Raw genomic sequence first — 22,357 nt, forward strand, 5'->3', positions numbered from 1 at the left:
TTTACATAATATGTTGAGATGACGGGGCCGCCTGCGCAGGGCGGCCCCGTCTGCGTTATCATGGGCGCCGCGCCGCGCATCTGCTAGCGTGCGGCGCAAGCCTAGCAATCGCGAAAGGGAAGGGCGTACCGGCATGAACGACTCCATCGACACCGACGATATCGTGGACCTGTCCGCCGAGTACATCGCCTACCTGCGCATCGAGCGCGGCAGCTCGCCGTGCACCATCGAGGCCTATGAGGCCGACCTGCAAAAGTACCAGGACTTCCTCATCTCGCGCGACATCGAGCGGCTGTCGGCCATCACGCGCGACGACATCGTGGCCTTTGAAGCGCACCTGTTCGAGCGCGGTTTCGCCGCCTCCACCGTGTCCAGGCGCATCTCGGTGGTGAAAGGTTTTCACCGGTTTTGCGTGGCCGAGGACTACACGCAGGAAAACCCCGCTGCGGCCCTGCCGCTTCCCAAAACGCCGGAGCGCCTTCCCGACGTGCTTACAATCGACCAGGTCAACAAGCTGTTCGACGCCTTTGATGGCGAAGGGGCCGCCGGTGTGCGCGACCGCGCCATGCTCGAGGTTCTCTACGGCTGTGGCCTGCGCGTCAGCGAGCTGGTGGGCTTAAACGTGTCCGACGTTTTGCTTGATCAGGGCTATCTGCTGGTCACCGGCAAGGGCGACAAGCAGCGCATCTCCCCGATATCGGGCGCGGCCGACCGCGCGCTTCGCGCATACCTCGGCACCGCGCGCACCCAGTTGCAAAAGCCCTACGCCAAGCCCACCGACGCGGTGTTCCTCAACGCGCGCGGCGGCAGGCTCACGCGCCAAAGCGTGTTCAAGGTAGTGGCCCGCGCCGGGCGCGCCATCGGGGTGGACAACCTTCATCCGCACACGCTGCGCCACTCGTTCGCCACGCACATGCTTGAAGGCGGGGCGGACCTGCGCGTCATCCAGGACATCCTCGGGCACTCCGACATCTCCACCACGCAGATCTACACGCACATCGATCGCTCGCACCTGCGCGAGGAATACCTGCACGCCCACCCGCGCGCATAAGCTGGCACCCGTTTCCCACCGGTGTTAACCGGCTTGCTGCTCGGTTAACACCGGTAACCGCCCCTGCGTGTCGGTGCCGCTTTGCCGGGCTTCCGCGCACCTTCTCCCACTTCGTCCCACGCGCCCCACTTTGCCCCACGCCACCGAATCCGCACAATTGGTTTCCCACTTTATCCCGCCCCTTTTCGCCGAATTGCAAATCTATATATTGTGGTTCAAAACTTGGACCCCGCACCATATGGAAACCCACCCCAAAACTACCCATTTCCCGAATGATTCGGGCATGTTACAGGTCGTCAACGGGTGTGTGAAACCGTCCAAAATGGGGCGCAAGATGTTGCGAAGTGGGATGAAGTGGGGTAGAATCCCAAACACCGAACGGAGCAAGTGAAAAGCAGCGAAAGGCAGGCATGGCGGAAGGCATCGACAAACCAGTCGATATGAACGGCTCCTACCGTCACAAGGTAGACGCCAAAGGCCGCATGTCTCTTCCCGCCGCGTTTCGCAAGGTCCTTTCGACAGATTTGGTGGTAACCCGCAACCCCAAGGACGAGTGTCTCTACGTGTTCGAGCCGCAAGCGTTCGAAGACTGGATCGTCTCGGTGTTCGAAAGCAAGTTCGGGGGATACGATCCCACGAATGCGCTTCACGTCGGTTTGCGCCGCAAGCTCAAAGGCCGCGCCAACAACGTCAGCGTCGACAACGCTGGCCGCATCGGCATCACGGCCGAGCTGCGAGGCGCCGTCGGCATCGACAAGGACGTCGTCGTTTTGGGCAACACGGGCTACTTCGAGATCTGGGACGCAAAGCGCTTCGATGAGCAAGACGACGACATCGACTTGAGCTTGTTGTTCGGCTAATCGAAAGGCGTGAGCGCATTGGCAAACCAAGAGTTTCAGCACATACCGGTCCTGCTCCCCGAGTGCCTCGAGTACTTGAACCTTAAACCGCAGCAGACATTCGTGGACGCAACGCTCGGCGGGGCAGGGCATTCCTTTGAAGTTGCACAGCGCATCGGGCGCGGCGGCACGCTCATCGGGATCGATCAGGACGACGTGGCGCTTGCCGCGGCCGGCCGCAAACTCGGATCGCTTCCCGATGAGGTGCGCCCGCACCTAGAGCTGGTGCGCAACAACTTCGGGAACATGGACGAAGCGCTTCTGAGCGTAGAGGTGCCCGGCGTCGACGCGTTCCTGTTCGACATCGGCGTCTCCTCCGTTCAGATCGACACGCCATCACGGGGCTTCTCCTTCAAGGAGGACGGCCCGCTTGATATGAGGATGGACCCGGGGAAAAACACCCTAACCGCAGCAGAGGTCGTGAACACCTACAACGCAGCAGACCTCACCCGGATCATCCGCGCTTACTCCGATGAGAAGTGGGCAAGCCGCATCGCAGACTTCATCGTCCGCGCGCGCGAGAAGGCCCCGCTTGAAACAAGCGCCCAGCTGGTGGACGTCATCAAGGCGGCCATCCCGGCATCGGCGCGCCGCGCCGGCGGGCATCCCGCCAAGCGCACGTTCCAAGCGCTTCGCATCGAGGTGAACGGCGAGCTTGATGTGCTCAAGCGCGGCTTGGAGGCCGCCATTCGCTGGGCGAATCCCGGCGGGCGCATCTGCGTCATCAGCTACCACTCGCTTGAGGACCGCATCGTCAAGGACATGTTCCAAAGCTTTGCGAACCGGTGCACGTGCCCGCCCGACCTTCCGGTGTGCATGTGCGGCAAAAAGCCGATACTCAAGGTCATCACTCGAAAGCCGGTCGCCCCGACGGCCGAAGAGATAGCGCGCAACCCGCGCGCACGCAGCGCAAAGCTGCGCGTTGCAGAAAAGCTGTAACGCAACCGAAAGACATACCGACAACCGAACGTTACCGTTCGCGCATCGTGCCACCGTAAACGAAGCTTAAACGATGAAAGGAGGTGGAGCATGAGCGCGCAGCCCGCTTATTCCCTGTACCCGCAACGCGTGCCTGAAAGCCGCCCGCGCACCCGCATCTCCGTCGTGCCCGGTCAGCGTAGCCGCACCACGTCCGCTCCTGCCTCCGCCATCACGCCCGCGCTCGTCCTGAAGGTTGTGGCCGTCGCGCTCATCGTGCTCACGTGCGCGGCGTTCGCCCGCCTAGGCCTTGCCGCCGCTACGGTGACTACGTCCATGCAATCCCAGGAGCTCTCCAGCCAAATCGACGACGCCCGCGCCACGGGTTCGTCGCTTGAGGTGACGCAGAGCCTGCTTTCCAATTCCAGCCGCGTGCGCAGCCAGGCCGAGAAGCTCGGCATGGCAGCCCCTGCGGAAGTGGGAACCATCACCATGCCCGAAGACGTGGTGTCCACCAACGACGATGGGTCGCTTTCCCTGTCCCGCAGCGTGGAGACCGCCGCAACCGCCGGGGAGTAAAACCGCATGTCGAACTACCAGCGCCCGCCGCGTTCTAACGGCGCCAACCGCGACCGCCAAGCCGGCCGCCGCACAACAAGCACATCCGGCCGTTCGCTGGGCCAATACGCAAGCCGATCCGACGCCCGAAGCGCACAGCGCTCCGGGCGTCACGGCGCTTCAAGCTCGCGCGAGTCGTCGCGCGGCCGCCGCACGCATCGGGCGCCCGCTCCCGCCGGCATTGCGGGCAAGCTCGCCATCTTCGACAGCAACCGGGCGTTCTGGCCGCTGGCCATCTTCGCCATCTTCGCGGCCGTCTTCTTCCTTCGCCTGGTGTACCTGCAGGTCATCGTGGCGGGCGACTACTCCTCGCAGGCGCAGGCCCAGCGCACGTCGTATCTGACCATCGAGCCGCGCCGCGGCACCATCTACGATCGCAACGGCGTGGTGCTGGCCACCAGCGTCGACGCCACCACCATCTACGTCGACCCCACCGAGGTCACCGATATCAACATGACCGCGCAGCTGCTTGCCGACTCCCTTGGCGGCCAGGCCTCGGACTACCTGGAGAAGGTTACGGCGAACAACACGCGCTACTCCGTCATCAAGCGCAAGGCCGACACGTCGGTCGGCGACGATCTGCAGTCGCGCGTGACCGAGCGCGTGGCCGAAGCGCAGAAGCGGGAGAACGTGCGCGCAAAAGACGCCGGCGAACAGGCGCAAACCGTCCAATCCGGCATCCATTTCGTCACGGAAAGCCGCCGCGAGTATCCCAACGGCCAGGTGGCCGGCCAGGTGGTGGGCGCGTGCAGCATCGGCGTGGACGAAGACAAGAACCGCGAATACTACTACGGCATCTGCGGCCTTGAGAAGCAGTACAACGACGTGCTGTCCGGCACCCCGGGCTACTACGAGGCCGAATACGGCCGCTCGGGCCAGGCCATTCCCGGCGGCGTGCACGAGCAGGTCGACGCCGTCGACGGCCAGGACATCGTCGTGTCCATCGACATTAACCTGCAGCGCGACGTGGAGGAATACCTGACGAACGGCTGCAAAGACCTTGAGGCTGCGTCCGGCAGCGCCGTGCTCATGGACGGCTCCACTGGCGAGATCTACGCCGCGGCGTCGCTGCCACTGTTCAACCCCGCCGATCGCAGCGAGGTCAAGGAAGGCGCCATGCAGCTCAAGTGCGTCACCGACCTGTTCGAGCCCGGCTCCATCTTCAAGTCCGTCTCCACCATGGCCATCCTGGAAACCGGCACGCTCACGCCCGATTCCGAGCTGTTCTGCCCGGCGTCCATCACGGCCGACGGCTACACCATCTCCGACGCGCACGAGCGCGGCGACGCCACGTTCACGCTGCGCGAGATCTTAGACCAGTCGTCCAACGTCGGCATTTCGCTTGCCACCGAGCAAATGGGCTTCGACGAGCTGTACAACCACATCGTGAAGTACAACCTGCACTCCACTACAGGCGTCGATTACCCCGGCGAAGGCGAGGAAGGCATCGATGCGCTTGGCATGCTTGCTCCGCTTGAGCAGTGGTCGGCCGTGCAGGCGTACAACGTGTCGTTCGGCCAGGGCGTGTCGGTCACGCCGCTGCAGATGACGCGCTTTTACGGCGCCATCGTCAATAGCGGCGTCGAATGCGTGCCCCACTTCCTGCTCAGCATGCCGCAAAGCGGCTACACGCCCATATACGAAACCGAGGACGTCATCGAGAACAAAGACGCCATCGGCGACATGCAGTCCATGCTCAAGACCGTCGTCACGGACGGCACGGGCAAGCTCGCGGCCATCGACGGGTACAACGTGGCCGGCAAAACGTCAACGGCCGAGATCTACGACGAGGAAAACGGCGGCTACCGCAAAAACGTCTACAACCTTGCGTTCACGGGCTTTTTGGCGGATTCGTCAAGCAAATTGGTGTGCTTTGTGGGCGCAAATGAGGTTCCTGGGAACCGCGTCGTCACGCCAATCTTTAAGGATATAATGACTTCAGCAATCGACCGATTTGGCATTACGTCTGAGTGAGGTATCCATATGGGAAAGACCTGCACCGAACTGTTTGAAGGCATGGACTGCACCATCATCGGCAACGCCGACGACGTGGTGGAGGGTATCGCTTACAGAAGCGACCAGGTAAAGCCCGGCGACGCGTTTTTCTGCATCGTCGGTTTCACGTCCGACGGCCACACGTACGCCCAGGACGCCATCGACCACGGCGCGAAGGTGCTTGTGGTGCAGCGCAAGGTGTACCTGGCCGACGCCACCGACGTCACCGAAGTGGTGGTGTCCGACACGCGCAAGGCCATGGCCGAGGTGTCGGCGAACTTCTACGACCATCCGTCGCGCAACCTGCAGCTGGTAGGCGTCACGGGCACGAACGGCAAAACCACCACCACGTACCTGGTGGAGCACATCGCCCGCGTGGCCGGCAAGCGCACGGGCGTCATCGGCACCGTGGGCACCGTCATCGGCGACGTTCACGAGAAGTCGGCCCACACCACGCCCGAGTCTCCCGACCTGCAGCACCTGCTTGCGCGCATGCGCGACGCGCGCTGCGACGTGGTGGCCATGGAAGTGTCCAGCCATGCGCTTGACCTGGAGCGCACGTTTGGCTCGCAGTTCGCCGTCACGGCGTTCTCGAACCTCACGCAGGACCATCTTGACTACCACCACACGTTCGAGGCCTACTTCGAGGCGAAGGCGCGCCTGTTCGGGAAAGACTATCCGGCCCGCCGCGTCATCTGCATCGACGACAAGTGGGGCCGCGAACTGCTGCGCCGCTGCTCTGAGGCGGGCGACAACGTCATCACCACCGGTTTCGACCGCTCGGCGCAAATCCACCCGAAAGACGTGGCGTACTATCCCACGCACACGTCGGTCACGCTCAACGTGCGCGGCTCGTATTACGAATTCGACTACCCGCTCGTAGGCAAGTTCAACGTCGAGAACATCATGTGCGCGTTTGCCATCGGCCTGCAGCTGGGCTTTCCGGTGCAAACGGTCATCGACGCGCTGCGCGAGGCCCCGCAGATTCCCGGCCGCCTCGAGCGCATCCACACGCCGCACGACGGCGGCGTGTCGGTGTTCGTCGACTACGCGCACACGCCCGACGCGCTTGAGAAGGCGCTTGGGTCCATCATGGCGCTCACGCCCGGCCGCACCATCTGCGTGTTCGGCTGCGGCGGCGACCGCGACGCGTCGAAGCGCCCCATCATGGGCCGCGCGGCGCTTGCCGCCGACCACGCCGTCGTCACGTCGGACAACCCGCGCACGGAAGACCCCGGCGCCATCATCGACGACATTTTAGCGGGCATGACCGAGGGCGCCGGCCGCTACGACGTGCAACCTGACCGCCGCGCCGCCATCGCGCACGCCATTTCGCTGGCCAAGCCCGGCGATTCCATCCTCGTTGCCGGCAAGGGCCACGAAGATTACCAGCTGGTGGGGGACAAGGTGCTGTCGTTCGACGACCGCGTCGTTGCCCGCGAGGAGCTTGAGCGTGCATTCGGCGAAGGGGCTGCGGAGTAATTTATGCGTTTTCAGATGATTGAGGCCGCCCGCGCCGTGGGCGGCTCGTTTGCCGTTGCACCTGCCGATGAGCATGCGTGCATCACCAGCCTGACGTGGGATTCCCGCGCCGTCAGCGAAGGCGCGCTGTACGTGGCGCTGCCGGGCGAGCGCGTCGACGGGCACGATTTCGCCGCTGCCGCCGTTGCGGCCGGCGCCGTGTGCGTGCTCGCGCAGCATGCGCTTTCCGAAAGCGCTGTGGCCGCGTGCCGCGAAGCGGGCGCCGGCGTCATCGAGGTGGTCGACACGGCCGCTGCCGTCACGCAGCTTGCCCGCGCCTGGCGCACCTGCCTGGCCGGCCGCGTCATCGGCATCACCGGCTCCACGGGTAAAACCACCACGAAAAACCTGGTGCGCGACGTGCTGGCTGCCGCGGGCAGCGTCGTGGCAACGCGCGGCAACCAGAACAACGAGCTCGGCGTGCCGAACACGGTGCTTGCCGCAGATGCCGGCACCGCCAACGTCGTCGTGGAGATGGGCATGCGCGGCCTGCACCAGCTTGACGCGCTGTGCGCGTTCGTGCGCCCGCAGTGGGGCCTTGTCACGAACGTGGGCGAAAGCCACATCGAGCTTTTGGGCAGCCGCGAAAACATCGCGGCCGCGAAGGCGGAGCTGCTCGCTTCGCTGCCCGAAGGCGGCATGGCCTTCGTGAACGCCGCCAACGACATGACGCCGCTTGTGCGTCAGCTTGCGCAACTTGATGAGCACGGCGTCACGTGCGTGCTCTACGACGGCTCGGCCGAGGCGGCCGCGCGTCGCGAAAACCTCAGCGCTGCCGACGCCGCGCTTCCCGCCGTGTGGGCAACCGACATCGCGCTTGATGCGCAGGGCTGCCCGCGCTTCACGTTGAACGCCGCGAACTTCGCCGGCATGCCCGCGCCGGTTTCAGTGCCGTGCGCGCTTGAGCTGCGCGGCATGCACAACGTGTCGAACGCCTGCTCGGCGGCGGCCGTAGGCTTGGCCGCCGGCATGACGGCCGACCAGGTGGCAGCCGCGCTTGGCGCAGCCCAGCCCGAGTCGGGCCGCCAGGAGGTGCTGCATACGCCGGCGGGCGTCACGGTGATCAACGATGCGTACAACGCCAACCCCGATTCCATGCGTGCATCGCTTTCCACGTTCGCCGCGCTGGAGGTTTCGGGCCGTCGCATCGCCGTGCTCGGCGACATGGGCGAGCTCGGCGATTTCGCCCCGACGCTGCACGAGGAGGTGGGCGCGTTCGCGGCCGGCTGCAAGCTGGACAGCCTCGTGTGCGCGGGCCAGCTTGCGCAGCGCATCGCTGCCGGCGCGCAGGCTGCCGGCATGCCGGCAGGCGCTATCGTCATCGTTACGGATTGGCAGGAAGCGCTTTCGAGCATCGCGCCCGAGCTTGCGCCGGGCGACGCCGTGCTGGTGAAGGCCTCGCACTTCATGGGCCTTACTCGAGTGGTCGAAGGATTGGTTAAGTAGTCATGTTGCATATCTTCGAATCGTATCCCACGTTTTTGGTGTTCGTGGGCATCGTGGTGGCCATCGTGCTGACCATGGCGCTCATGCCCGCGTGGATCAAGTTCCTGAAATCAAGCCATATCGGCCAGCAGGTGCGCGCCGACGGCCCCGAAAGCCACCTGGTGAAGCAGGGCACGCCTACCATGGGCGGCGTTATCATGCTCATTGCCGTCATCCTCACGGCGTTGGTGGTGGGCCATCCCACGCCTGAGACGTTCGCGCTGCTCATCGCCACGGTGCTTACCGGCTGCCTTGGCCTTATCGACGACGCCGAGAAAGTGGTGAAAGAACGCAGCCTGGGCCTTACGCCGAAGGCGAAGCTGGTGGGCCAGTTCGTCATCTCCACGGTGTTCGGCCTGGTGGCAGTCAACGTCATGGGCATCGCGCCTACGGTGGACATCCCGTTTGTCTACACGTTCGACCTAGGCGTGCTCACCACGAACTTCGGCCCGGTTGCCGTGCCGTGGCTCTATCTCATCTTCGTCGACATCCTGCTCATGGGCCTGTGCAACGCCGTGAACCTCACCGACGGCCTCGACGGCCTGGCGGCAGGCACGGTCATGATCGTCATGATCGTCATGGCAGCCATCGCGTACCGCTCCGACATGCTTGATTCCGCCATCTTCGCCGCCGCGTTGGCCGGCGCGTGCATCGGCTTTCTGTGGTTCAATTCGTTCCCGGCCGACATCTTCATGGGCGACACCGGTTCGCTGGCGCTTGGCATGGCGCTGGGCTGCCTGTCGGTGTTCACGAAAACCGAGTTCGTCGTGCTTATCATCGGCGGCCTGTTCGTGGCCGAGGCCCTGTCGGTCATGATCCAAGTGTTCTACTACAAGAAAACCCACAAGCGCATCTTCCTTATGGCGCCGCTGCACCACCACTTCGAGAAGAAGGGCTGGTCCGAGACGAAGGTCGTCGTGCGCTTCTGGATTGTTTCGGGCGTGCTTGCTGCGCTCGGTTTTGCCTGGTACTTTGCAGAGTCTTTGATGGCGGTGGCTTAACATGTCCGATGTTGCGATGATCGCAAGCAAAAAATACGCTCCTGAAACGCTTGGCCGCGTGCTCGTGCTCGGCCTAGGCAAGTCCGGCCACGACGCCGTGGACTACCTCATGCCGCTTTTGGGAGGGCGCGTCAGCGAACTTGCCATCTTCGGCGGCGCGCACAGCGCCGATGCCGACGCGTTCGCCCAAACCGCGCGCGCAGCGGGCGCTCACGTCGCGTTCGGCGATAACGCCGTGGCGCAGCTGGCCGAAGCGGCAGGCGGGCATTTCGAGCTCACCATCGCAAGCCCGGGCATCTCCGAATTCTCCGAGCTGTATCAGGCGGCGGCGCGCGTCAGCAACGAAGTTATCAGCGAAGTCGAGTTCGCGTGGCGCGAATCGGCGGCAAGCAGCCGCTGGGTTGCCGTCACCGGCACGAACGGCAAAACCACGGTCACCGCGCTTACCGCGCACCTGCTGAAGTCGGCGGGCCTGCGCGCTGCGGCCGTCGGCAACATCGGCGACACGTGCATTTCCGCCGTGGGCGCGAATGCGGCCGACGTGTACGTGGCCGAGGTGTCGTCGTATCAGCTGGCGTCCACGAAGCGCTTCGCGCCGAACGTGGCCGTCATGCTCAACATCACGCCCGATCACCTGCATTGGCACCATACGCTTGAAAACTACCGCGACGCGAAGTTCAAGCTGCTCGACAACCTGGCAAGCGTGCCGGGTGCCGTGGCGGTCATGGATGCGTCGAACGACGTCGTGCGCGCCAAGGTGCGCCAGCTGCGCCAGGTCGAAGGCGGCTGCGGCTTCGCTATCGTTCCCATGGGCACGGCCGAGGGCCTCTCGGGCGACATGCGCGCCCGCTGCGGCGCGGAAAACGCGGCGTTCATTGCTGCTGACAGCACACTTGAGGTGGCGCTGCGCGGCACCGAGCACGCGCTCGTAAACGAAGCGGACCTGCTCATCAAGGGTTCGCACAACGCTGGCAACGCGCTTGCCGCCGCTTCCGCCGCGTTGGCTTGCGGCGTCGATGCCGCTGAAGTGGCCAAAGCGCTTGTCACGTTCGCCCCGCTCGAGCACCGCATCGAGCCCTGCGGCACCGTGCGCGGCGCGGCGTGCTACAACGACTCGAAGGCAACGAACGTCGACGCCACGCTCAAGGCGCTTGCGGCGTTTCCCCATACGCGCCCGGTCGTGCTGCTCGGCGGCGACGACAAGGGCACCGACCTGGAAGACCTCGTGGCGGCCGCGCATCGTCATACGCGCGTGTGCGTGTGCTTCGGCGACGCGGCCGACCGCTTCATGGCGGCGTTCGAGGGCGCGGCGGCTTCGGCCCCAGCCGACTTCAAGCTGCTGCGCGCGAATCATCTCGAAGATGCGCTCGACGTGGCACTTGACCAAGCGGCGTCCGGCGACGTTGTGCTGCTGTCCCCGGCGTGCGCTTCGTTCGACGAGTTCCATTCGTTCGAAGAGCGCGGCGAAGTGTTCAAGCAGCTTGTTTCCGCGCGCGCGGCCGCGCTTGGCGCGTAGGGTCTTGCATCTATGGCATCTTTTGCAGCTTCGCGACGCTCCGACGCCGAGTCGGTGGTGTGGCCGCAGGTCGTGCTTGTGCTGTCGGTGCTTGCGCTGACGCTCATCGGCTTCGTCATGATCTACTCCGCCTCCCAGGTTTCCATCCTCTCGGACGCCGCCTCTGCCGGCACGCTCAGCGACGCGAACCCGGCCGAGTATCTGTTTGACCAGCTGAAATTCGCCATTATCGGCGTGGTGGCCGCCTTTTTGCTGTGGCGGTTCGCCCCGCCTGAGGTTTGGAAGGGCGTCGGGCTTTGGATCGTGTACGCCATTGCCATCGGCCTGCTTATCCTCACGGCGGCTATGGGCACCACGGCGCTTGGCGCCCAGCGCTGGCTCGTGCTCGGGCCCATTTCGCTGCAGCCTTCCGAGTTCGCGAAGATCGCGTTCGTCCTCATGGCAGCGCGCATTTTAAGCGATGCTCAAGAAGGCGTGCTTGAGGGCAAGATGCTTATCGGACAAATTATCGTGCTGCTTATCGCGCCGATCGCTTTCTTGTACGAAACGCAGTCCGACCTCGGCACCACCATCATCATCTTCATCGGCATCCTGTCGGTCATGTGGCTGGGCGAGGTGTCCATGCGCAGCATCTTGCTCTTGCTCGGCGTCGCCTTCGTGTTGGCGCTTGTGGCAACGTTCGGCACGGGCTACCGCACCGACCGCCTGGTCGTGTACAACCCCTGGGGCGATGGCGAAAACGGCTACGGTGACGGCTACCAGACTATCCACTCGTTCTACGCGTTCGCCGAAGGCGGCATTTTCGGCGTGGGGCTGGGCAATTCGCGCGAGAAGTTCGACTACCTGCCCGAGGCCGAAACCGACTTCGTGTTCTCCATCATCGGCGAAGAGCTTGGCATGATCGGCGCGTTGCTGGTCATCGTGCTTTTCTTGGCGCTGCTGTTTGCCGGTCTGCGCATCGCGCGCGCCTCAAACTCGCGTTTCGGCTCCATGGTGGCGGGAAGCTGCACCATCATGATCGTGTTCCAGGCGTTTTTGAACATCGGCTGCGTCATCGGGCTTGTTCCCACCACGGGCAAACCCCTGCCGTTTGTGTCGTCGGGCGGCTCTTCGCTTATCGCCACGTTCATCATGGTCGGCCTTATCCTTTCGGTTGCCAAATATGCCGACACCACCACGGTTTACGATCGGCGCCGCGCGAACCTGCGCGTCGTGCGCGCCGTCGACGATGATCAACCTTACGAGCGCCCGCGTTTCACCGACGATGGGACACGCTCATCAAGCTCGCGGCGCGCAAGGGACGCCCGCGACGACGCCGCGGCGCTCGCGCCGCGCAGCCGCAGAACTCAACGGAGGTAGGCTATGCGTATCGTGCTTTCCGGCGGCGGCACCGCCGGCCATATCAACCCGGCTTTGGCCTTAGCCGACCAGCTTCAAGCGCGCGGACACGAGGTGCTCTACGCGGGCACGCCTGCGGGCATCGAGTCGCGGCTGGTGCCGGCGGCCGGCATCCCGTACAAGGCGTTCGAGGCCGCGGGCTTCAACCGCAACCACCCCATGACGCTGCCGAAGTCCATCATGAAGATCCAGAAGTCTACGAAGCTTGCGCGCGCGTGGTTCGACGAGGTCAAGCCCGACTGCGTCGTCGGCTTCGGCGGCTATGTGTGCATCCCGGTGGCCCGCGCCGCCGAGCAGCGCGGCATCCCCGTGGTGGTGCACGAGCAGAACTCCGTCATGGGTATGGCGAACAAGTATCTCGCTCGCCGGGCGAAGGCCGTGTGCCTCACGTACCAGCACGCAGCCGAGGCGCTTTCCGACAAAAGCCGCGTCGTGCTCACGGGCAATCCCGTGCGCGCAAGCGTGTTCGCGGCCACGCGCGAGCAAGGCCGCGAAGCGTTCGGCATCCCCGCCGACGCGCGCATGCTGCTGGTCACGGGCGGAAGCCTGGGCGCGCGCCACCTCAACAGCGCTATCGCCGCGCGCAAAGACATGCTGCTGGGGTATCCCGACCTGCACATCGTGCACGTCACGGGCCCTAAAGAGCTTGACAGCGTCACCGAGCAGCTTGCGCTCACGCCCGAGCAGGCTCGCCGCTGGCACCTGTTCGGCTACACCGACCAGATGGGCCTGGCCATGGCGGCCACCGACGCCATCGTCAGCCGCGCCGGCGCCACGTCGCTTGCGGAAATCTCCGCGCGCCACATCCCGGCGCTGCTCGTGCCGTTCCCGTACGCCACCGAAGATCACCAAACCATGAACGCGCGCGCGTGCGTGGAGGCAGGCGCGGCGTTTCTCGTGGCCGATGCCGATGTCGAAGGCGCCCAGTTCACGGACTACCTGCGCACTCTCATCGAGGACGAAGACGCGCGCCAGCGCATGGCCGCGGCGGCCGCGGCGGCGAAAACGCGCGATGCGGCAGGGCTGCTCGCAGATGTAGTCTGTGAGGCGGCCGGCGCCGGGCAAGCGCGATAGGGTAGAATAAGGCGGTTTTGGAACGCGGGCGCATGCTGCGCAGCCGCGAACCCGGATAAGCAGGCAATCGCAGGCGCGCATCACGCGCCTGCGCACGGTATACCAGGGGGCATCCAACATGAGCACAGAACGCATCAAGCAGGTGCACTTCATCGGCGTCGGCGGCGTCGGCATGAGCGGCATCGCGAAGGTGGCCCACGACCAGGGCATGGAAGTCACCGGCTCCGACATCAAGGACAGCCGCTACACCAAGCAGCTGCGCGAGGCCGGCATCACCATCTTCATCGGCCAGAAAGCCGAGAACATCCCTGCGGGCAACCCCATCATCGTCGTGTCCACGGCCATTCTCGAAAACAACCCCGAGCTCATCGAGGCAAAGCGCCGCGGCCTTGAGATCTGGCACCGCGCCAAGATGCTTGCGCACCTCGGCGTCGGCCTTGACACGCTTGCCGTTGCCGGTACGCACGGCAAAACCACCACGTCTTCCATGCTGGCCAGCACGCTCGACGTGCTCGGCGCCGACCCCACGTTCCTTATCGGCGGCATCGTGCGCTCCTATGGCACGAACGCCCATTCCGGATCCGGCCGTTACTACGTCGTGGAAGCCGACGAGTCCGACAAGTCGTTCACGCACCTCTCGCCGGCAGCCGTGCTCGTCACGAACATCGAGGCCGACCACCTCGACCACTACAAAGACCTCAACGAGATCTACGAAAAGTTCCACGACTTCATGGGCCTTGTTCCCGCCGATGGCGTCATCGTGGCGTGCGGCGAGGACAGCCACGTCGTCGACATCGCGCGCTCCGAAGGCCGCCGCATGTTCACGTACGGCTTCAAGGACACCTGCGACGCGCGCGTCGTGTCCTACGAGCCGCACGGCGTCGGCAGCCGCTTCACGGTGGCGCTTCCCGACGGCACGCAGGTCGCAGGCTCGGTCAAGCAGAACCCCGGCCGCCATAACGTGCTGAACGCCACGGGCGTCATCACGCTGCTGTGGGCGCTCGGCCTCGACGCGCAGGCGTCTGCCGACGCCCTGGCGCAGTTCGCCGGCGTGCGCCGCCGCTTCGATCTGGTAGGCGAAGTGGCCGACGTCACCGTCGTGGACGACTACGCGCATCATCCCACCGAAATCGCGGCCACCATCAACGCCGCCGCGCAGCTTGGCTACAACCACGTGCACGTGCTGTTCCAGCCGCACCGCTACTCGCGCGCGCCGCTGTTCACCCACGTGCTGCACGACGAGTTCGGCTCGGCGTTCGACGCGGCCGACTCCGTCACGTTCATGGACGTCTATCCGGCCGGCGAAGCACCGGTCCCGGGCGTTTCGGGCAAAACCTTCCTCAACGTCGTGCTCGACCACGACGGGCACCCGCAGGCCGATTTCGTGCCGCGCCGCATCGATGTCGTCCCGCACCTGCTGGAAAAGGTGCAGCCGGGCGATCTGGTCATCACCATGGGCGCTGGCGACGTCACCGCCATGGGCCCGCAGGTTATCGACGCGTTGAAGTCGCGGGCGTAGCGCATGGCCGCGCGTCATGCATGCTCGCCGCTTGAGGCGCTGCTCGTCGACGGCTCGTTCGAGGCCGACGTGTACCCCGACGAGCCTATGCGCCGGCACACCATGTACCGCATCGGCGGGCCGGCGCGTTTCTACGTGCAGGTCGCCAGCATCGGCGCGCTCAAGCGCCTGGTGCAGGCTTGCCAGGCCACGGCTACTCCATGGGTTGCCGTGGGGCGGGGGAGCAACCTGCTCGTGTCTGACGAAGGCTTTTCCGGCGTCGTCATCACGCTCGGCCGCGATTTCCGCGCCTGCCGGTTCGACGAGGAAACGTGCCGGTTCTGCGTCGGCGCGGGCGTGCCGCTGTCAAGCGTCGTACAGGAAGCGTTTCGCCGCTGCCTGTCGGGGCTTGAATTTGCCGTGGGCACGCCGGGCACCGTTGGCGGCGCGCTGCGCATGAACGCCGGCACGCGCGAGCAGGGCATCGCCTCGCAGGTGGTGTCCGTCACCACGCTGTCTCCGCGCACGGGGCTTGTGCGCCGCGAAGCGTCCGACATCACGTGGGGTTATCGCTCAAGCTCGTTTGCGCCCGACGACGTCATCGTCGAATGCGAGCTTTCCGTCAAGCCGGCAGACCCGTACCTGCTGCGCGGTAAAATGGAAGCCTCGCACACGCGGCGCAAGAAAACGCAGCCGCTCACGCTTCCCAGCTGCGGCAGCGTGTTCAAGAATCCGGAAGGCGCCTCGGCGGGCCAGCTCATCGAAGCGGTCGGCCTCAAAGGCGTGCAATCCGGCGACGCGCAAATCTCCGAGGTGCACGCGAATTTCATCGTGAATCGCGGCAACGCCACGGCGCGCGATGTGTTGGAGCTTATCAATTTGGCAAGGTCGAAGGTATACGAGGCGTATGGCATCGAATTACAACCGGAAGTCCGCTTCCTCGGGTTCGCGTAGGACCGCCTCGCGCGCGCAGGCCGGCAACACCCGCCGCCCTGTGGCCCCGCGCCAAGCCCGCACGTACGAGCGGTCCGGCGCCACGCGCCTCACTTCGGTGCGCGTGGGTGACTTGCCGCAGGTCGATCGCGCCGCCCGCGCGCAGAAAACCTATCATCGCTACCTTGCGCGCCTCGGCGTGGTTGCCGGCGTCATCGTGGCGCTTGCCATTGCGGCCGCCATCGCGTACAACTCAAGCCTATTCACCATCGAAAGCGTGTCGGTCAAAGGCGTCGAGCACCTTACGGCCTCTGACATGCAGCAGCTTGCCGGCGTCGATGCCGGCACCACGCTTCTGCGCGTCGATGCGGCCGGCATCAAGGAAAACCTTATGAAAGACGCCTGGGTCGCCGACGTGAAGGTGCGCCGCGTATTTCCCAGCACGTTGGAAATCGACGTGACGGAGCGCACCATCACCGCCGTGGTCGAGGTGCCGTCCGAAAACGCGCAGTCGTCCACGCAGTGGGCCATCGCCTCCGACGGCATGTGGCTCATGCCCATCCCCGCCAAAGACTCCGACGCGGGCCGTCGCACCAGTTCAAAGGTGTACGAGGACGCGGAAAACGTGCTGCACATCACCGACGTGCCCTACGGCACGAAGCCGGCCGTCGGCTCGTATTGCTCTGACGCGAACGTGAACAACGCGCTTTCCATCGTGGCGGGCATGACCACCGAGCTGGCCGACCGCGTCACGTCGGTGAAGGCCACGGAAACGGAGTCCACCACGCTCACCATCAAAGACGGTCCCGACATCGTCTTCGGCACGGCGGACAACATCCGCGAGAAAGAGCGCGTGTGCCTGCAAATCCTCAAGGAGCACCCCGAAGGCGTCACGTACATCAACGTGCGCACGCCCGATCGTCCCACGTGGCGGTCGCTGTAGGAGCTGCGCGCCCGTGCAATCAGGCCTTTCGGGTGCGCATCCTATGAACATGTCGTTGTCGAATGCGTGGGAAGCGTTGCAAACCATCGGTCGTTGTGTAAAATAATCCCACGTGAATATAACCACGAGTGTGTGAAACGCAGCTCACAGCAAGCGTATTAGTGTGGAGGAATACAATGCCAAACAATTCGGGCGAGCATCTGGCGGTCATCAAGGTCGTCGGCGTCGGCGGCGGCGGCACGAATGCCGTGAACCGCATGGTCGAGGCGGGCGTGAAAGGCGTCGAGTTCATCGCCGTCAACACGGACCGTCAGGCCCTGCTGATGTCGGATGCGGACAAAACCATCCACATTGGCGAAGAGCTCACGCGCGGCCTGGGCGCCGGCGCCAACCCTGAGGTTGGTTGCCAGGCAGCCGAGGAATCCCGTGCTGAAATTCGCGAAGCGCTTGCGGAGGCCGACATGGTCTTCGTCACCGCTGGCGAAGGCGGCGGCACCGGCACGGGCGCTGCTCCCATCATCGCGGAAATCGCGCGCGAGGAAATCGGCGCTCTGACGGTTGGTATCGTTACGAAGCCGTTCTCGTTCGAGGGTCGCACGCGCCGCAATCAGGCTGAGCAGGGCATCGATCTGCTGTCGCAGAAGGTTGACACGCTCATCGTCATCCCGAACGACCGCCTGCTGGAAATCGTCGACAAGAAAACCAGCATGCTCGACGCGTTCCGCATCGCCGACGATACGCTGCGCCAGGGCATCCAGGGCGTCACGGACCTCATCACCATCCCGGGTCTTATCAACCTCGACTTCGCCGATATCCGCACCGTCATGAAGGACGCCGGCACGGCCATGATGGGCATCGGCATCTCCTCCGGTGAAAACCGCGCGCTCGACGCCGCGCAGCAGGCCACGAATTCCGCCCTGCTCGAGGCTTCCATCGCCGGCGCTTCCCGCGTGCTGTTCTCCATCTCCGGCGGTCCCGACCTCACGCTTACCGAGGTCGACGAGGCTGCCCGCACCGTCGAGGCGTGCGCCGATGAGAACGCCAACATCATCTACGGCCAAATCATCGACGAAGGCATGGGCGACAGCGTGCGCATCACCGTTATCGCCACGGGCTTCAAGGTCAACGCGCCGCAGCAGTCTTCCATGGACTTCTCCCGCAAAGACCTGTTCGCATCCACGTCTTCGCCTGAGCCTGCTCCGGCGCCTCAGCCGTCCACGTACTCCACGCTCACCAGCACGCCCGGCCGTTTCGCCGACGAGGACTACATCCCCGACTTCCTGAAGCGCCAGCGCTAAAGGATAGCTTGCATATGGTGTGCAACACGTTACCAGCACCTCATCTCGACGCGCGCCCTTGCGGCGCGCGTCGCATTTCCATGCTCACCGACCAAGCGCTTTTCGATGTGTGCGGCGTCCGCGTGGCGTTTACCGGTCGCGCGGGCGGTGTCAGCGAAGGCGTATTCGCGTCGTTGAACCTGGGGGCGCATGTGCAGGACAACCTCGATCATGTCATGGAGAACCGAGCCCGCGTCATGGAGGCGCTTGGCGCGCCGGATACCCCCGTCATCGTTCCCAACCAGGTGCACGGAACCACCATCGTCGATATCAACTCGGCCAGCGCTGCCCAGCTTGTTGCCGCGCAGCAGCGCGCGCAAGCAGGGGCCGACGCGTTGGCGGTATCCGTTCCGGGCGTCGCGGCGCTGCTGTGCTTCGCCGACTGCACACCTGTCATCATCGTGTCGCCAACAGGGCGCTTCGTCGTGGCTCATGCGGGCTGGCGCGGCGTCGCCGGCAACATCGCCGTGTTGTCTGCCCAGCGCCTTGCGCAAGCCGATGGCGCGTGCTGCCCCGATCAGGTGCGCGCGAACTTGGGCGGCTACAACGTTTACATCGGGCCGCACATCCACGCCTGCCACTTCGAGGTCGGCCAAGATGTTGCCGACACGTTCCGTTCCCAGTTCGGAGCTAGCTGCATCGAGGGGCAGCGCCACGTTAGCATGCTCGACGCGTTGCGCACGTCGCTTGTTGCCGCCGGCGTCGATGCGGCGCGCATCTGCGATGCGGGCATCTGCACTCAGTGCAATTCCCAAGCGTATTATTCGTATCGCGCATCGGGCGGCACGTGCGGCCGCCATGGTGCCGTCGCGTTCAGAAAGGCTTGATACCATGCCATTCGCTCAACATTACCAGAACACGCTCGACGAGCTTTCCCGCGTCTGCGCCTCGTGTGGGCGCAACCCGCGCGACGTGAAGGTCATCGCCGTCTCGAAAACGGTTGGCATCGATGCCGTGCGCGCGGCCGTTGCCGCCGGTGCGCACGACTTCGGCGAAAACCGTCCCGACCTGCTTGCCGAAAAGGTCGCAGCGCTTCCTAGCGAAACGTGGCATTTCATCGGCAACATCCAATCGCGCAAAATCCCCGAGATTGTGGCGAACGCCACGCTCGTACACTCGCTGTACAAGGAAAGCCATCTTGCGAAGTTCGATACGGCCGCGCAAGCTGTCGGCAAGGTGCAAGACGTGCTTCTTGAGGTGAACGTGTCGGGTGAGGAAAGCAAAAGCGGCTTGGCCCCGGCCGACGTTGCCGACGTGCTTGCGCATGCCGTCGAGTTTTCGCACATTCGCGTGCGCGGCCTTATGACCATGGCTCCGCAGGGCGACCTTGCGGTGGCGCGCGAGTGCTTCGACGGTCTGGCCGCGCTGCGCGACCAGCTTCGAACGCAGCTTTCTGCTGAACAAGCGGCTGCCTTCAATGAACTTTCCATGGGCATGAGCGAGGACTGGCGCGAGGCCGTTTGCGCGGGTGCTACCATGGTGCGGATAGGCCGCGCTCTGTTCAGCGACACGTTCGAGGCGCCTGACGCTTAAGCGTGCGGCCTCGCATATACCGAACACGCAGCGACGGCTCGACCGTCGTCCCCAAAGAAACGAAGCAGGAGAGCGGTATGGCAATGCCCAAGTTCAATAAGCCCGAAGGCATGCTCGACAGCATCAAGTCCAAGCTCGGGTTTTCCGATGGCACGTCTGGCTACGACAGCGGTTACGACCGCGGTCGCAATGATTTCGACGACTACGACGACTACGACGATTATGACGACGACGCAGACGATGCGCCCAGCTCGAACTACGACCCGTACTCGTCAGTCACCACGCGCCCGGCGCGCGGCAATCATGCCCGCGTCTCCTCGACGACGCAAGGCAGCGGGTATCGTCCGGCCAAGCTTGTCTCCATCGACGACGTGCGCGCGCACACCACGGTCCCCGACAGCCTCAATCGCGATCCGCTGCCGCCTCGCAAGGTGTCAACGTCCAGCTCGTTCGGCAACCGCACCATGGTTGAACCAGCGTTCTCCGTACCGGCGAACACGCCGAACGGCCGCGCGGCCGCTGCAGCGAACCAAGAGCGCTCCGAAAGCTTGAACGCCCTGTTCAGCACCACGGCTGCCGAGGCGGGTAACAGCGAGGCTGCCACTGCGGCGCCCGCCGCTGCCGCAGCAACTGCAACGGCTAAGCCCAAGCCGGCCGCTTCGTCGTTCGACCCGTACAAGGCATACGAGGGCACGGCCACGGGCACGCACAGCCCCACGCGCTCGGTCACCGTCATCAAGCCCGCCTGCTATGGCGAGGTCGAAAAGGTGGCTAAGGCGCTCAAAGCGGGCGATGCGGTGGTGCTTGCCCTGAAGGCAACGCCCGATGAACTGGCAAAACGCGTGCTCGACTTCTCGTTCGGCGTGTCAAGCGCCCTCGATGCCAGCGTCGACTGCATTGCCGACAAGGTGTTCGTCATCGCGCGCGGCGCGGCGCTTTCCGAATCCGAGCGCGCAAGCCTGCGTTCGCAAGGCGTTCTGTAAACCGATGTGCCGCCGGCCTTGCCGGCGGCTCTCGCAAGGAGTTATCACGTGCTCAGCTTGAAATACCTCATCGTGTCGCTGTCCGACGCGTACTGCATGATCATCTTCGTGTATGTGCTGCTGTCGTGGTTTCCGACCGATCGAGGCATCCTCGCCGACATCAACAACGTGCTCGCACGCGTGTGCGACCCGTATTTGAACCTGTTCAAGCGCCTCATCCCGCCAATTGGCGGTATGGTGGACGTTACGCCCATCATCGCGTTGCTTGTACTACAATTCGGGGTACGTTTGTTGGTAAACTTGTTCTAATTGCGCCCCGGGCGCACCTGCACATCTGATGAAGGGATATGAGATGGCTATCACCTCGGCAGAAATCCACAACCAAAGCTTCTCCATTGACCGCAAGGGCTATGACGTTGACGAAGTGGACGTGTTCCTCGAGCATGTCGCTGACGAAATCGATGCGCTGAACGAGCAGATTGCCTCGCTGCAGGGCCAGGTCAGCGACGACGCGTTCGCTGGCTTCGACCGCCCGGCCGTCATCGAAGAGGAAGAGCCTGCGCAGCCCGAGCCTACGCCCGCGCCCGCTGCTCCCGCCATCGACGAGTCCGTGCTGGCCGAGAAGGACGCCCGCATCGCCGAGCTCGAACGTCAGCTCGAGGCGAAGAAGGCCGACGACAACGCCATCGCGCAGGCGCTCATCATCGCTCAGCGTTCCGCTGACGAAATCCTCGCGAACGCCAAGGCCGATGCCGCTGCCACCATCAAGGACGCCGAGGACGAGGCCGATCGCATTCTCGACAAGGCCGAGAACGATCGCCAGAAGGTCATGGACGCCATCAAGAAGCTCGAGGAAGACCGCGAGGAGGCGCGCGAGGAATATCGCGACCTGCTGTCCGATTACATCACCGACGCCACGCGCAAGCTGGCCGAAATCGGCGAGAAGGCCCCGTCTGCTTCCCTTATTTCCGGTGGCCAGCATGGTCGTTACGCCACGCATGTGGAAGCTCCGGCCAAACCGTCTGAATCCGCGGCCATGACCGCGCCGCAGGCGCCGCTGACCATCGACGGTTCCGATGCGTACGACTCCAAGCCCGCACCGGTTGTCGAGCCCGTTGTGCCCGCCGCCGCTGCTGGCGCCACGGTTGCCGCCGCACCTATCGCTGCCGGTATCGAGAAAGACTTCTCTGGCTATGGCGACGCCGCCGACGACTTCGAAATCGACGACCTCGACTAAATGGGTTTCGCCGGCCTGCCGGCCGGCGAATTAACTCGACGCTGTGGGCCACTGTGGCACCCGGCCTTCGCGCGTTCCCGAAGACTTGCGTACCAAAGTACGCGGCGTCTTCGCGAACCCACGAATTCCGGGCACCACAGCGGCCCTCGCTGACTTTTGCGCCACCTGCGGCGATGGACATTCGGAACGCAAGGTTATCGAGTGTTGCTGCGGCCGTAGGGGAGCCTCAAATACAAGTTTCCGTTCCTTCTAATCCGTAGCGTCGAGCGAAAGCTCGACCCCAAACAAAAAGCGCCGAAGGTGCACCAGTAAATCCCCCTTATATCACGCGCAGCAACGTTGCGGCTCACGTAGCTTCGGCATTCGTCGCAAAACAAAAAGCCCCTTGCATCCACGGATGCAAGGGGCTTTCCCATC

20 protein-coding genes are annotated in these 22,357 nt (G+C 64.3%); all 20 read left to right on the forward strand.

Features of this window, described 5'->3' with window-relative positions; genetic code table 11:
* The first annotated feature begins 133 nt into the window (after positions 1 to 133).
* The 20 genes from xerD (at position 134) to ACWI6D_RS03980 (ending at position 21,940) form a co-directional block, all read left to right on the forward strand.
* Positions 134 to 1,051 carry a site-specific tyrosine recombinase XerD gene (gene xerD, locus ACWI6D_RS03885; protein WP_449133719.1) on the forward strand — a complete coding sequence of 306 codons (918 nt, stop codon included), beginning with the start codon at positions 134 to 136 and terminating at the stop codon, positions 1,049 to 1,051.
* Between the two features lie 410 nt (positions 1,052 to 1,461).
* Positions 1,462 to 1,911 (forward strand): division/cell wall cluster transcriptional repressor MraZ, encoded by a 450-nt coding sequence (locus ACWI6D_RS03890; RefSeq protein ID WP_449133720.1) that lies wholly within the window; start codon positions 1,462 to 1,464, stop codon positions 1,909 to 1,911.
* Between the two features lie 18 nt (positions 1,912 to 1,929).
* Entirely contained in the window at positions 1,930 to 2,889 is a 960-nt protein-coding gene (gene rsmH, locus ACWI6D_RS03895; RefSeq protein WP_449133735.1) for a 16S rRNA (cytosine(1402)-N(4))-methyltransferase RsmH, read from the forward strand.
* 90 nt (positions 2,890 to 2,979) lie between these two features.
* Positions 2,980 to 3,447 (forward strand): hypothetical protein, encoded by a 468-nt coding sequence (locus ACWI6D_RS03900; protein ID WP_288285348.1) that lies wholly within the window; start codon positions 2,980 to 2,982, stop codon positions 3,445 to 3,447.
* A gap of 6 nt (positions 3,448 to 3,453) precedes the next feature.
* Positions 3,454 to 5,460 (forward strand): peptidoglycan D,D-transpeptidase FtsI family protein, encoded by a 2,007-nt coding sequence (locus ACWI6D_RS03905; protein WP_449133721.1) that lies wholly within the window; start codon positions 3,454 to 3,456, stop codon positions 5,458 to 5,460.
* Positions 5,461 to 5,469: 9 nt separating this feature from the next.
* Positions 5,470 to 6,963: a UDP-N-acetylmuramoyl-L-alanyl-D-glutamate--2,6-diaminopimelate ligase gene (locus ACWI6D_RS03910; RefSeq protein ID WP_337368995.1), complete on the forward strand. Its 1,494-nt coding sequence runs from the start codon at positions 5,470 to 5,472 to the stop codon at positions 6,961 to 6,963.
* Between the two features lie 3 nt (positions 6,964 to 6,966).
* Positions 6,967 to 8,448 (forward strand): UDP-N-acetylmuramoyl-tripeptide--D-alanyl-D-alanine ligase, encoded by a 1,482-nt coding sequence (locus ACWI6D_RS03915; protein WP_449133722.1) that lies wholly within the window; start codon positions 6,967 to 6,969, stop codon positions 8,446 to 8,448.
* Positions 8,449 to 8,450: 2 nt separating this feature from the next.
* A complete protein-coding gene (gene mraY, locus ACWI6D_RS03920) occupies positions 8,451 to 9,488 on the forward strand; it encodes a phospho-N-acetylmuramoyl-pentapeptide-transferase (protein ID WP_288285352.1) in 1,038 nt (345 codons plus the stop codon).
* 1 nt (position 9,489) lies between these two features.
* The gene (murD, locus tag ACWI6D_RS03925; protein ID WP_449133723.1) at positions 9,490 to 11,004 is read left to right on the forward strand and encodes a UDP-N-acetylmuramoyl-L-alanine--D-glutamate ligase; all 1,515 of its coding nucleotides are present in this window, start codon (positions 9,490 to 9,492) and stop codon (positions 11,002 to 11,004) included.
* A 12-nt stretch (positions 11,005 to 11,016) separates the two neighbouring features.
* Positions 11,017 to 12,363: an FtsW/RodA/SpoVE family cell cycle protein gene (locus ACWI6D_RS03930; RefSeq protein WP_449133724.1), complete on the forward strand. Its 1,347-nt coding sequence runs from the start codon at positions 11,017 to 11,019 to the stop codon at positions 12,361 to 12,363.
* 3 nt (positions 12,364 to 12,366) lie between these two features.
* A complete protein-coding gene (gene murG / locus ACWI6D_RS03935; protein WP_449133725.1) occupies positions 12,367 to 13,476 on the forward strand; it encodes an undecaprenyldiphospho-muramoylpentapeptide beta-N-acetylglucosaminyltransferase in 1,110 nt (369 codons plus the stop codon).
* A 118-nt stretch (positions 13,477 to 13,594) separates the two neighbouring features.
* Positions 13,595 to 14,995, forward strand: coding sequence for a UDP-N-acetylmuramate--L-alanine ligase (gene murC, locus ACWI6D_RS03940; protein WP_449133726.1), 1,401 nt, complete (start codon positions 13,595 to 13,597; stop codon positions 14,993 to 14,995).
* A 3-nt stretch (positions 14,996 to 14,998) separates the two neighbouring features.
* Positions 14,999 to 15,928, forward strand: a complete 930-nt coding sequence (murB, locus tag ACWI6D_RS03945; protein WP_449133727.1) for a UDP-N-acetylmuramate dehydrogenase — start codon at positions 14,999 to 15,001, stop codon at positions 15,926 to 15,928.
* The gene (locus ACWI6D_RS03950; RefSeq protein ID WP_449133728.1) at positions 15,882 to 16,850 is read left to right on the forward strand and encodes a cell division protein FtsQ/DivIB; all 969 of its coding nucleotides are present in this window, start codon (positions 15,882 to 15,884) and stop codon (positions 16,848 to 16,850) included. The genes murB and ACWI6D_RS03950 overlap by 47 nt, the downstream gene beginning before the upstream one ends.
* Positions 16,851 to 17,026: 176 nt before the next feature.
* Entirely contained in the window at positions 17,027 to 18,148 is a 1,122-nt protein-coding gene (gene ftsZ, locus ACWI6D_RS03955; RefSeq protein ID WP_129423055.1) for a cell division protein FtsZ, read from the forward strand.
* A 14-nt stretch (positions 18,149 to 18,162) separates the two neighbouring features.
* The gene (locus ACWI6D_RS03960) at positions 18,163 to 19,014 is read left to right on the forward strand and encodes a polyphenol oxidase family protein (RefSeq protein ID WP_449133729.1); all 852 of its coding nucleotides are present in this window, start codon (positions 18,163 to 18,165) and stop codon (positions 19,012 to 19,014) included.
* A 4-nt stretch (positions 19,015 to 19,018) separates the two neighbouring features.
* On the forward strand, positions 19,019 to 19,720 hold the full coding sequence (locus ACWI6D_RS03965) for a YggS family pyridoxal phosphate-dependent enzyme (protein ID WP_288285360.1): 702 nt from the start codon (positions 19,019 to 19,021) through the stop codon (positions 19,718 to 19,720).
* A gap of 77 nt (positions 19,721 to 19,797) precedes the next feature.
* Positions 19,798 to 20,703 carry a cell division protein SepF gene (locus ACWI6D_RS03970; protein WP_449133730.1) on the forward strand — a complete coding sequence of 302 codons (906 nt, stop codon included), beginning with the start codon at positions 19,798 to 19,800 and terminating at the stop codon, positions 20,701 to 20,703.
* A gap of 48 nt (positions 20,704 to 20,751) precedes the next feature.
* Entirely contained in the window at positions 20,752 to 21,012 is a 261-nt protein-coding gene (locus ACWI6D_RS03975) for a YggT family protein (protein ID WP_129423051.1), read from the forward strand.
* Between the two features lie 43 nt (positions 21,013 to 21,055).
* Positions 21,056 to 21,940: a DivIVA domain-containing protein gene (locus tag ACWI6D_RS03980; protein ID WP_302937817.1), complete on the forward strand. Its 885-nt coding sequence runs from the start codon at positions 21,056 to 21,058 to the stop codon at positions 21,938 to 21,940.
* The last annotated feature ends 417 nt before the right edge of the window (positions 21,941 to 22,357 follow it).

Source organism: Senegalimassilia sp., from assembly GCF_977052095.1.

Excerpts from the sequence above, each read along its gene's own strand:
- murG (WP_449133725.1), top strand. The coding sequence starts at position 12,367 with ATGCGTATCGTGCTTTCCGGCGGCGGCACCGCCGGCCATATCAACCCG.
- ACWI6D_RS03905 (WP_449133721.1), top strand. The coding sequence starts at position 3,454 with ATGTCGAACTACCAGCGCCCGCCGCGTTCTAACGGCGCCAACCGCGAC.
- ACWI6D_RS03950 (WP_449133728.1), top strand. The coding sequence starts at position 15,882 with ATGGCATCGAATTACAACCGGAAGTCCGCTTCCTCGGGTTCGCGTAGG.
- xerD (WP_449133719.1), top strand. The coding sequence starts at position 134 with ATGAACGACTCCATCGACACCGACGATATCGTGGACCTGTCCGCCGAG.
- ACWI6D_RS03960 (WP_449133729.1), top strand. The coding sequence starts at position 18,163 with ATGGTGTGCAACACGTTACCAGCACCTCATCTCGACGCGCGCCCTTGC.
- ACWI6D_RS03980 (WP_302937817.1), top strand. The coding sequence starts at position 21,056 with ATGGCTATCACCTCGGCAGAAATCCACAACCAAAGCTTCTCCATTGAC.
- ACWI6D_RS03915 (WP_449133722.1), top strand. The coding sequence starts at position 6,967 with ATGCGTTTTCAGATGATTGAGGCCGCCCGCGCCGTGGGCGGCTCGTTT.
- ftsZ (WP_129423055.1), top strand. The coding sequence starts at position 17,027 with ATGCCAAACAATTCGGGCGAGCATCTGGCGGTCATCAAGGTCGTCGGC.
- ACWI6D_RS03890 (WP_449133720.1), top strand. The coding sequence starts at position 1,462 with ATGGCGGAAGGCATCGACAAACCAGTCGATATGAACGGCTCCTACCGT.
- mraY (WP_288285352.1), top strand. The coding sequence starts at position 8,451 with ATGTTGCATATCTTCGAATCGTATCCCACGTTTTTGGTGTTCGTGGGC.
- murC (WP_449133726.1), top strand. The coding sequence starts at position 13,595 with ATGAGCACAGAACGCATCAAGCAGGTGCACTTCATCGGCGTCGGCGGC.
- ACWI6D_RS03970 (WP_449133730.1), top strand. The coding sequence starts at position 19,798 with ATGGCAATGCCCAAGTTCAATAAGCCCGAAGGCATGCTCGACAGCATC.
- ACWI6D_RS03900 (WP_288285348.1), top strand. The coding sequence starts at position 2,980 with ATGAGCGCGCAGCCCGCTTATTCCCTGTACCCGCAACGCGTGCCTGAA.
- ACWI6D_RS03930 (WP_449133724.1), top strand. The coding sequence starts at position 11,017 with ATGGCATCTTTTGCAGCTTCGCGACGCTCCGACGCCGAGTCGGTGGTG.
- murB (WP_449133727.1), top strand. The coding sequence starts at position 14,999 with ATGGCCGCGCGTCATGCATGCTCGCCGCTTGAGGCGCTGCTCGTCGAC.
- ACWI6D_RS03965 (WP_288285360.1), top strand. The coding sequence starts at position 19,019 with ATGCCATTCGCTCAACATTACCAGAACACGCTCGACGAGCTTTCCCGC.
- ACWI6D_RS03910 (WP_337368995.1), top strand. The coding sequence starts at position 5,470 with ATGGGAAAGACCTGCACCGAACTGTTTGAAGGCATGGACTGCACCATC.
- murD (WP_449133723.1), top strand. The coding sequence starts at position 9,490 with ATGTCCGATGTTGCGATGATCGCAAGCAAAAAATACGCTCCTGAAACG.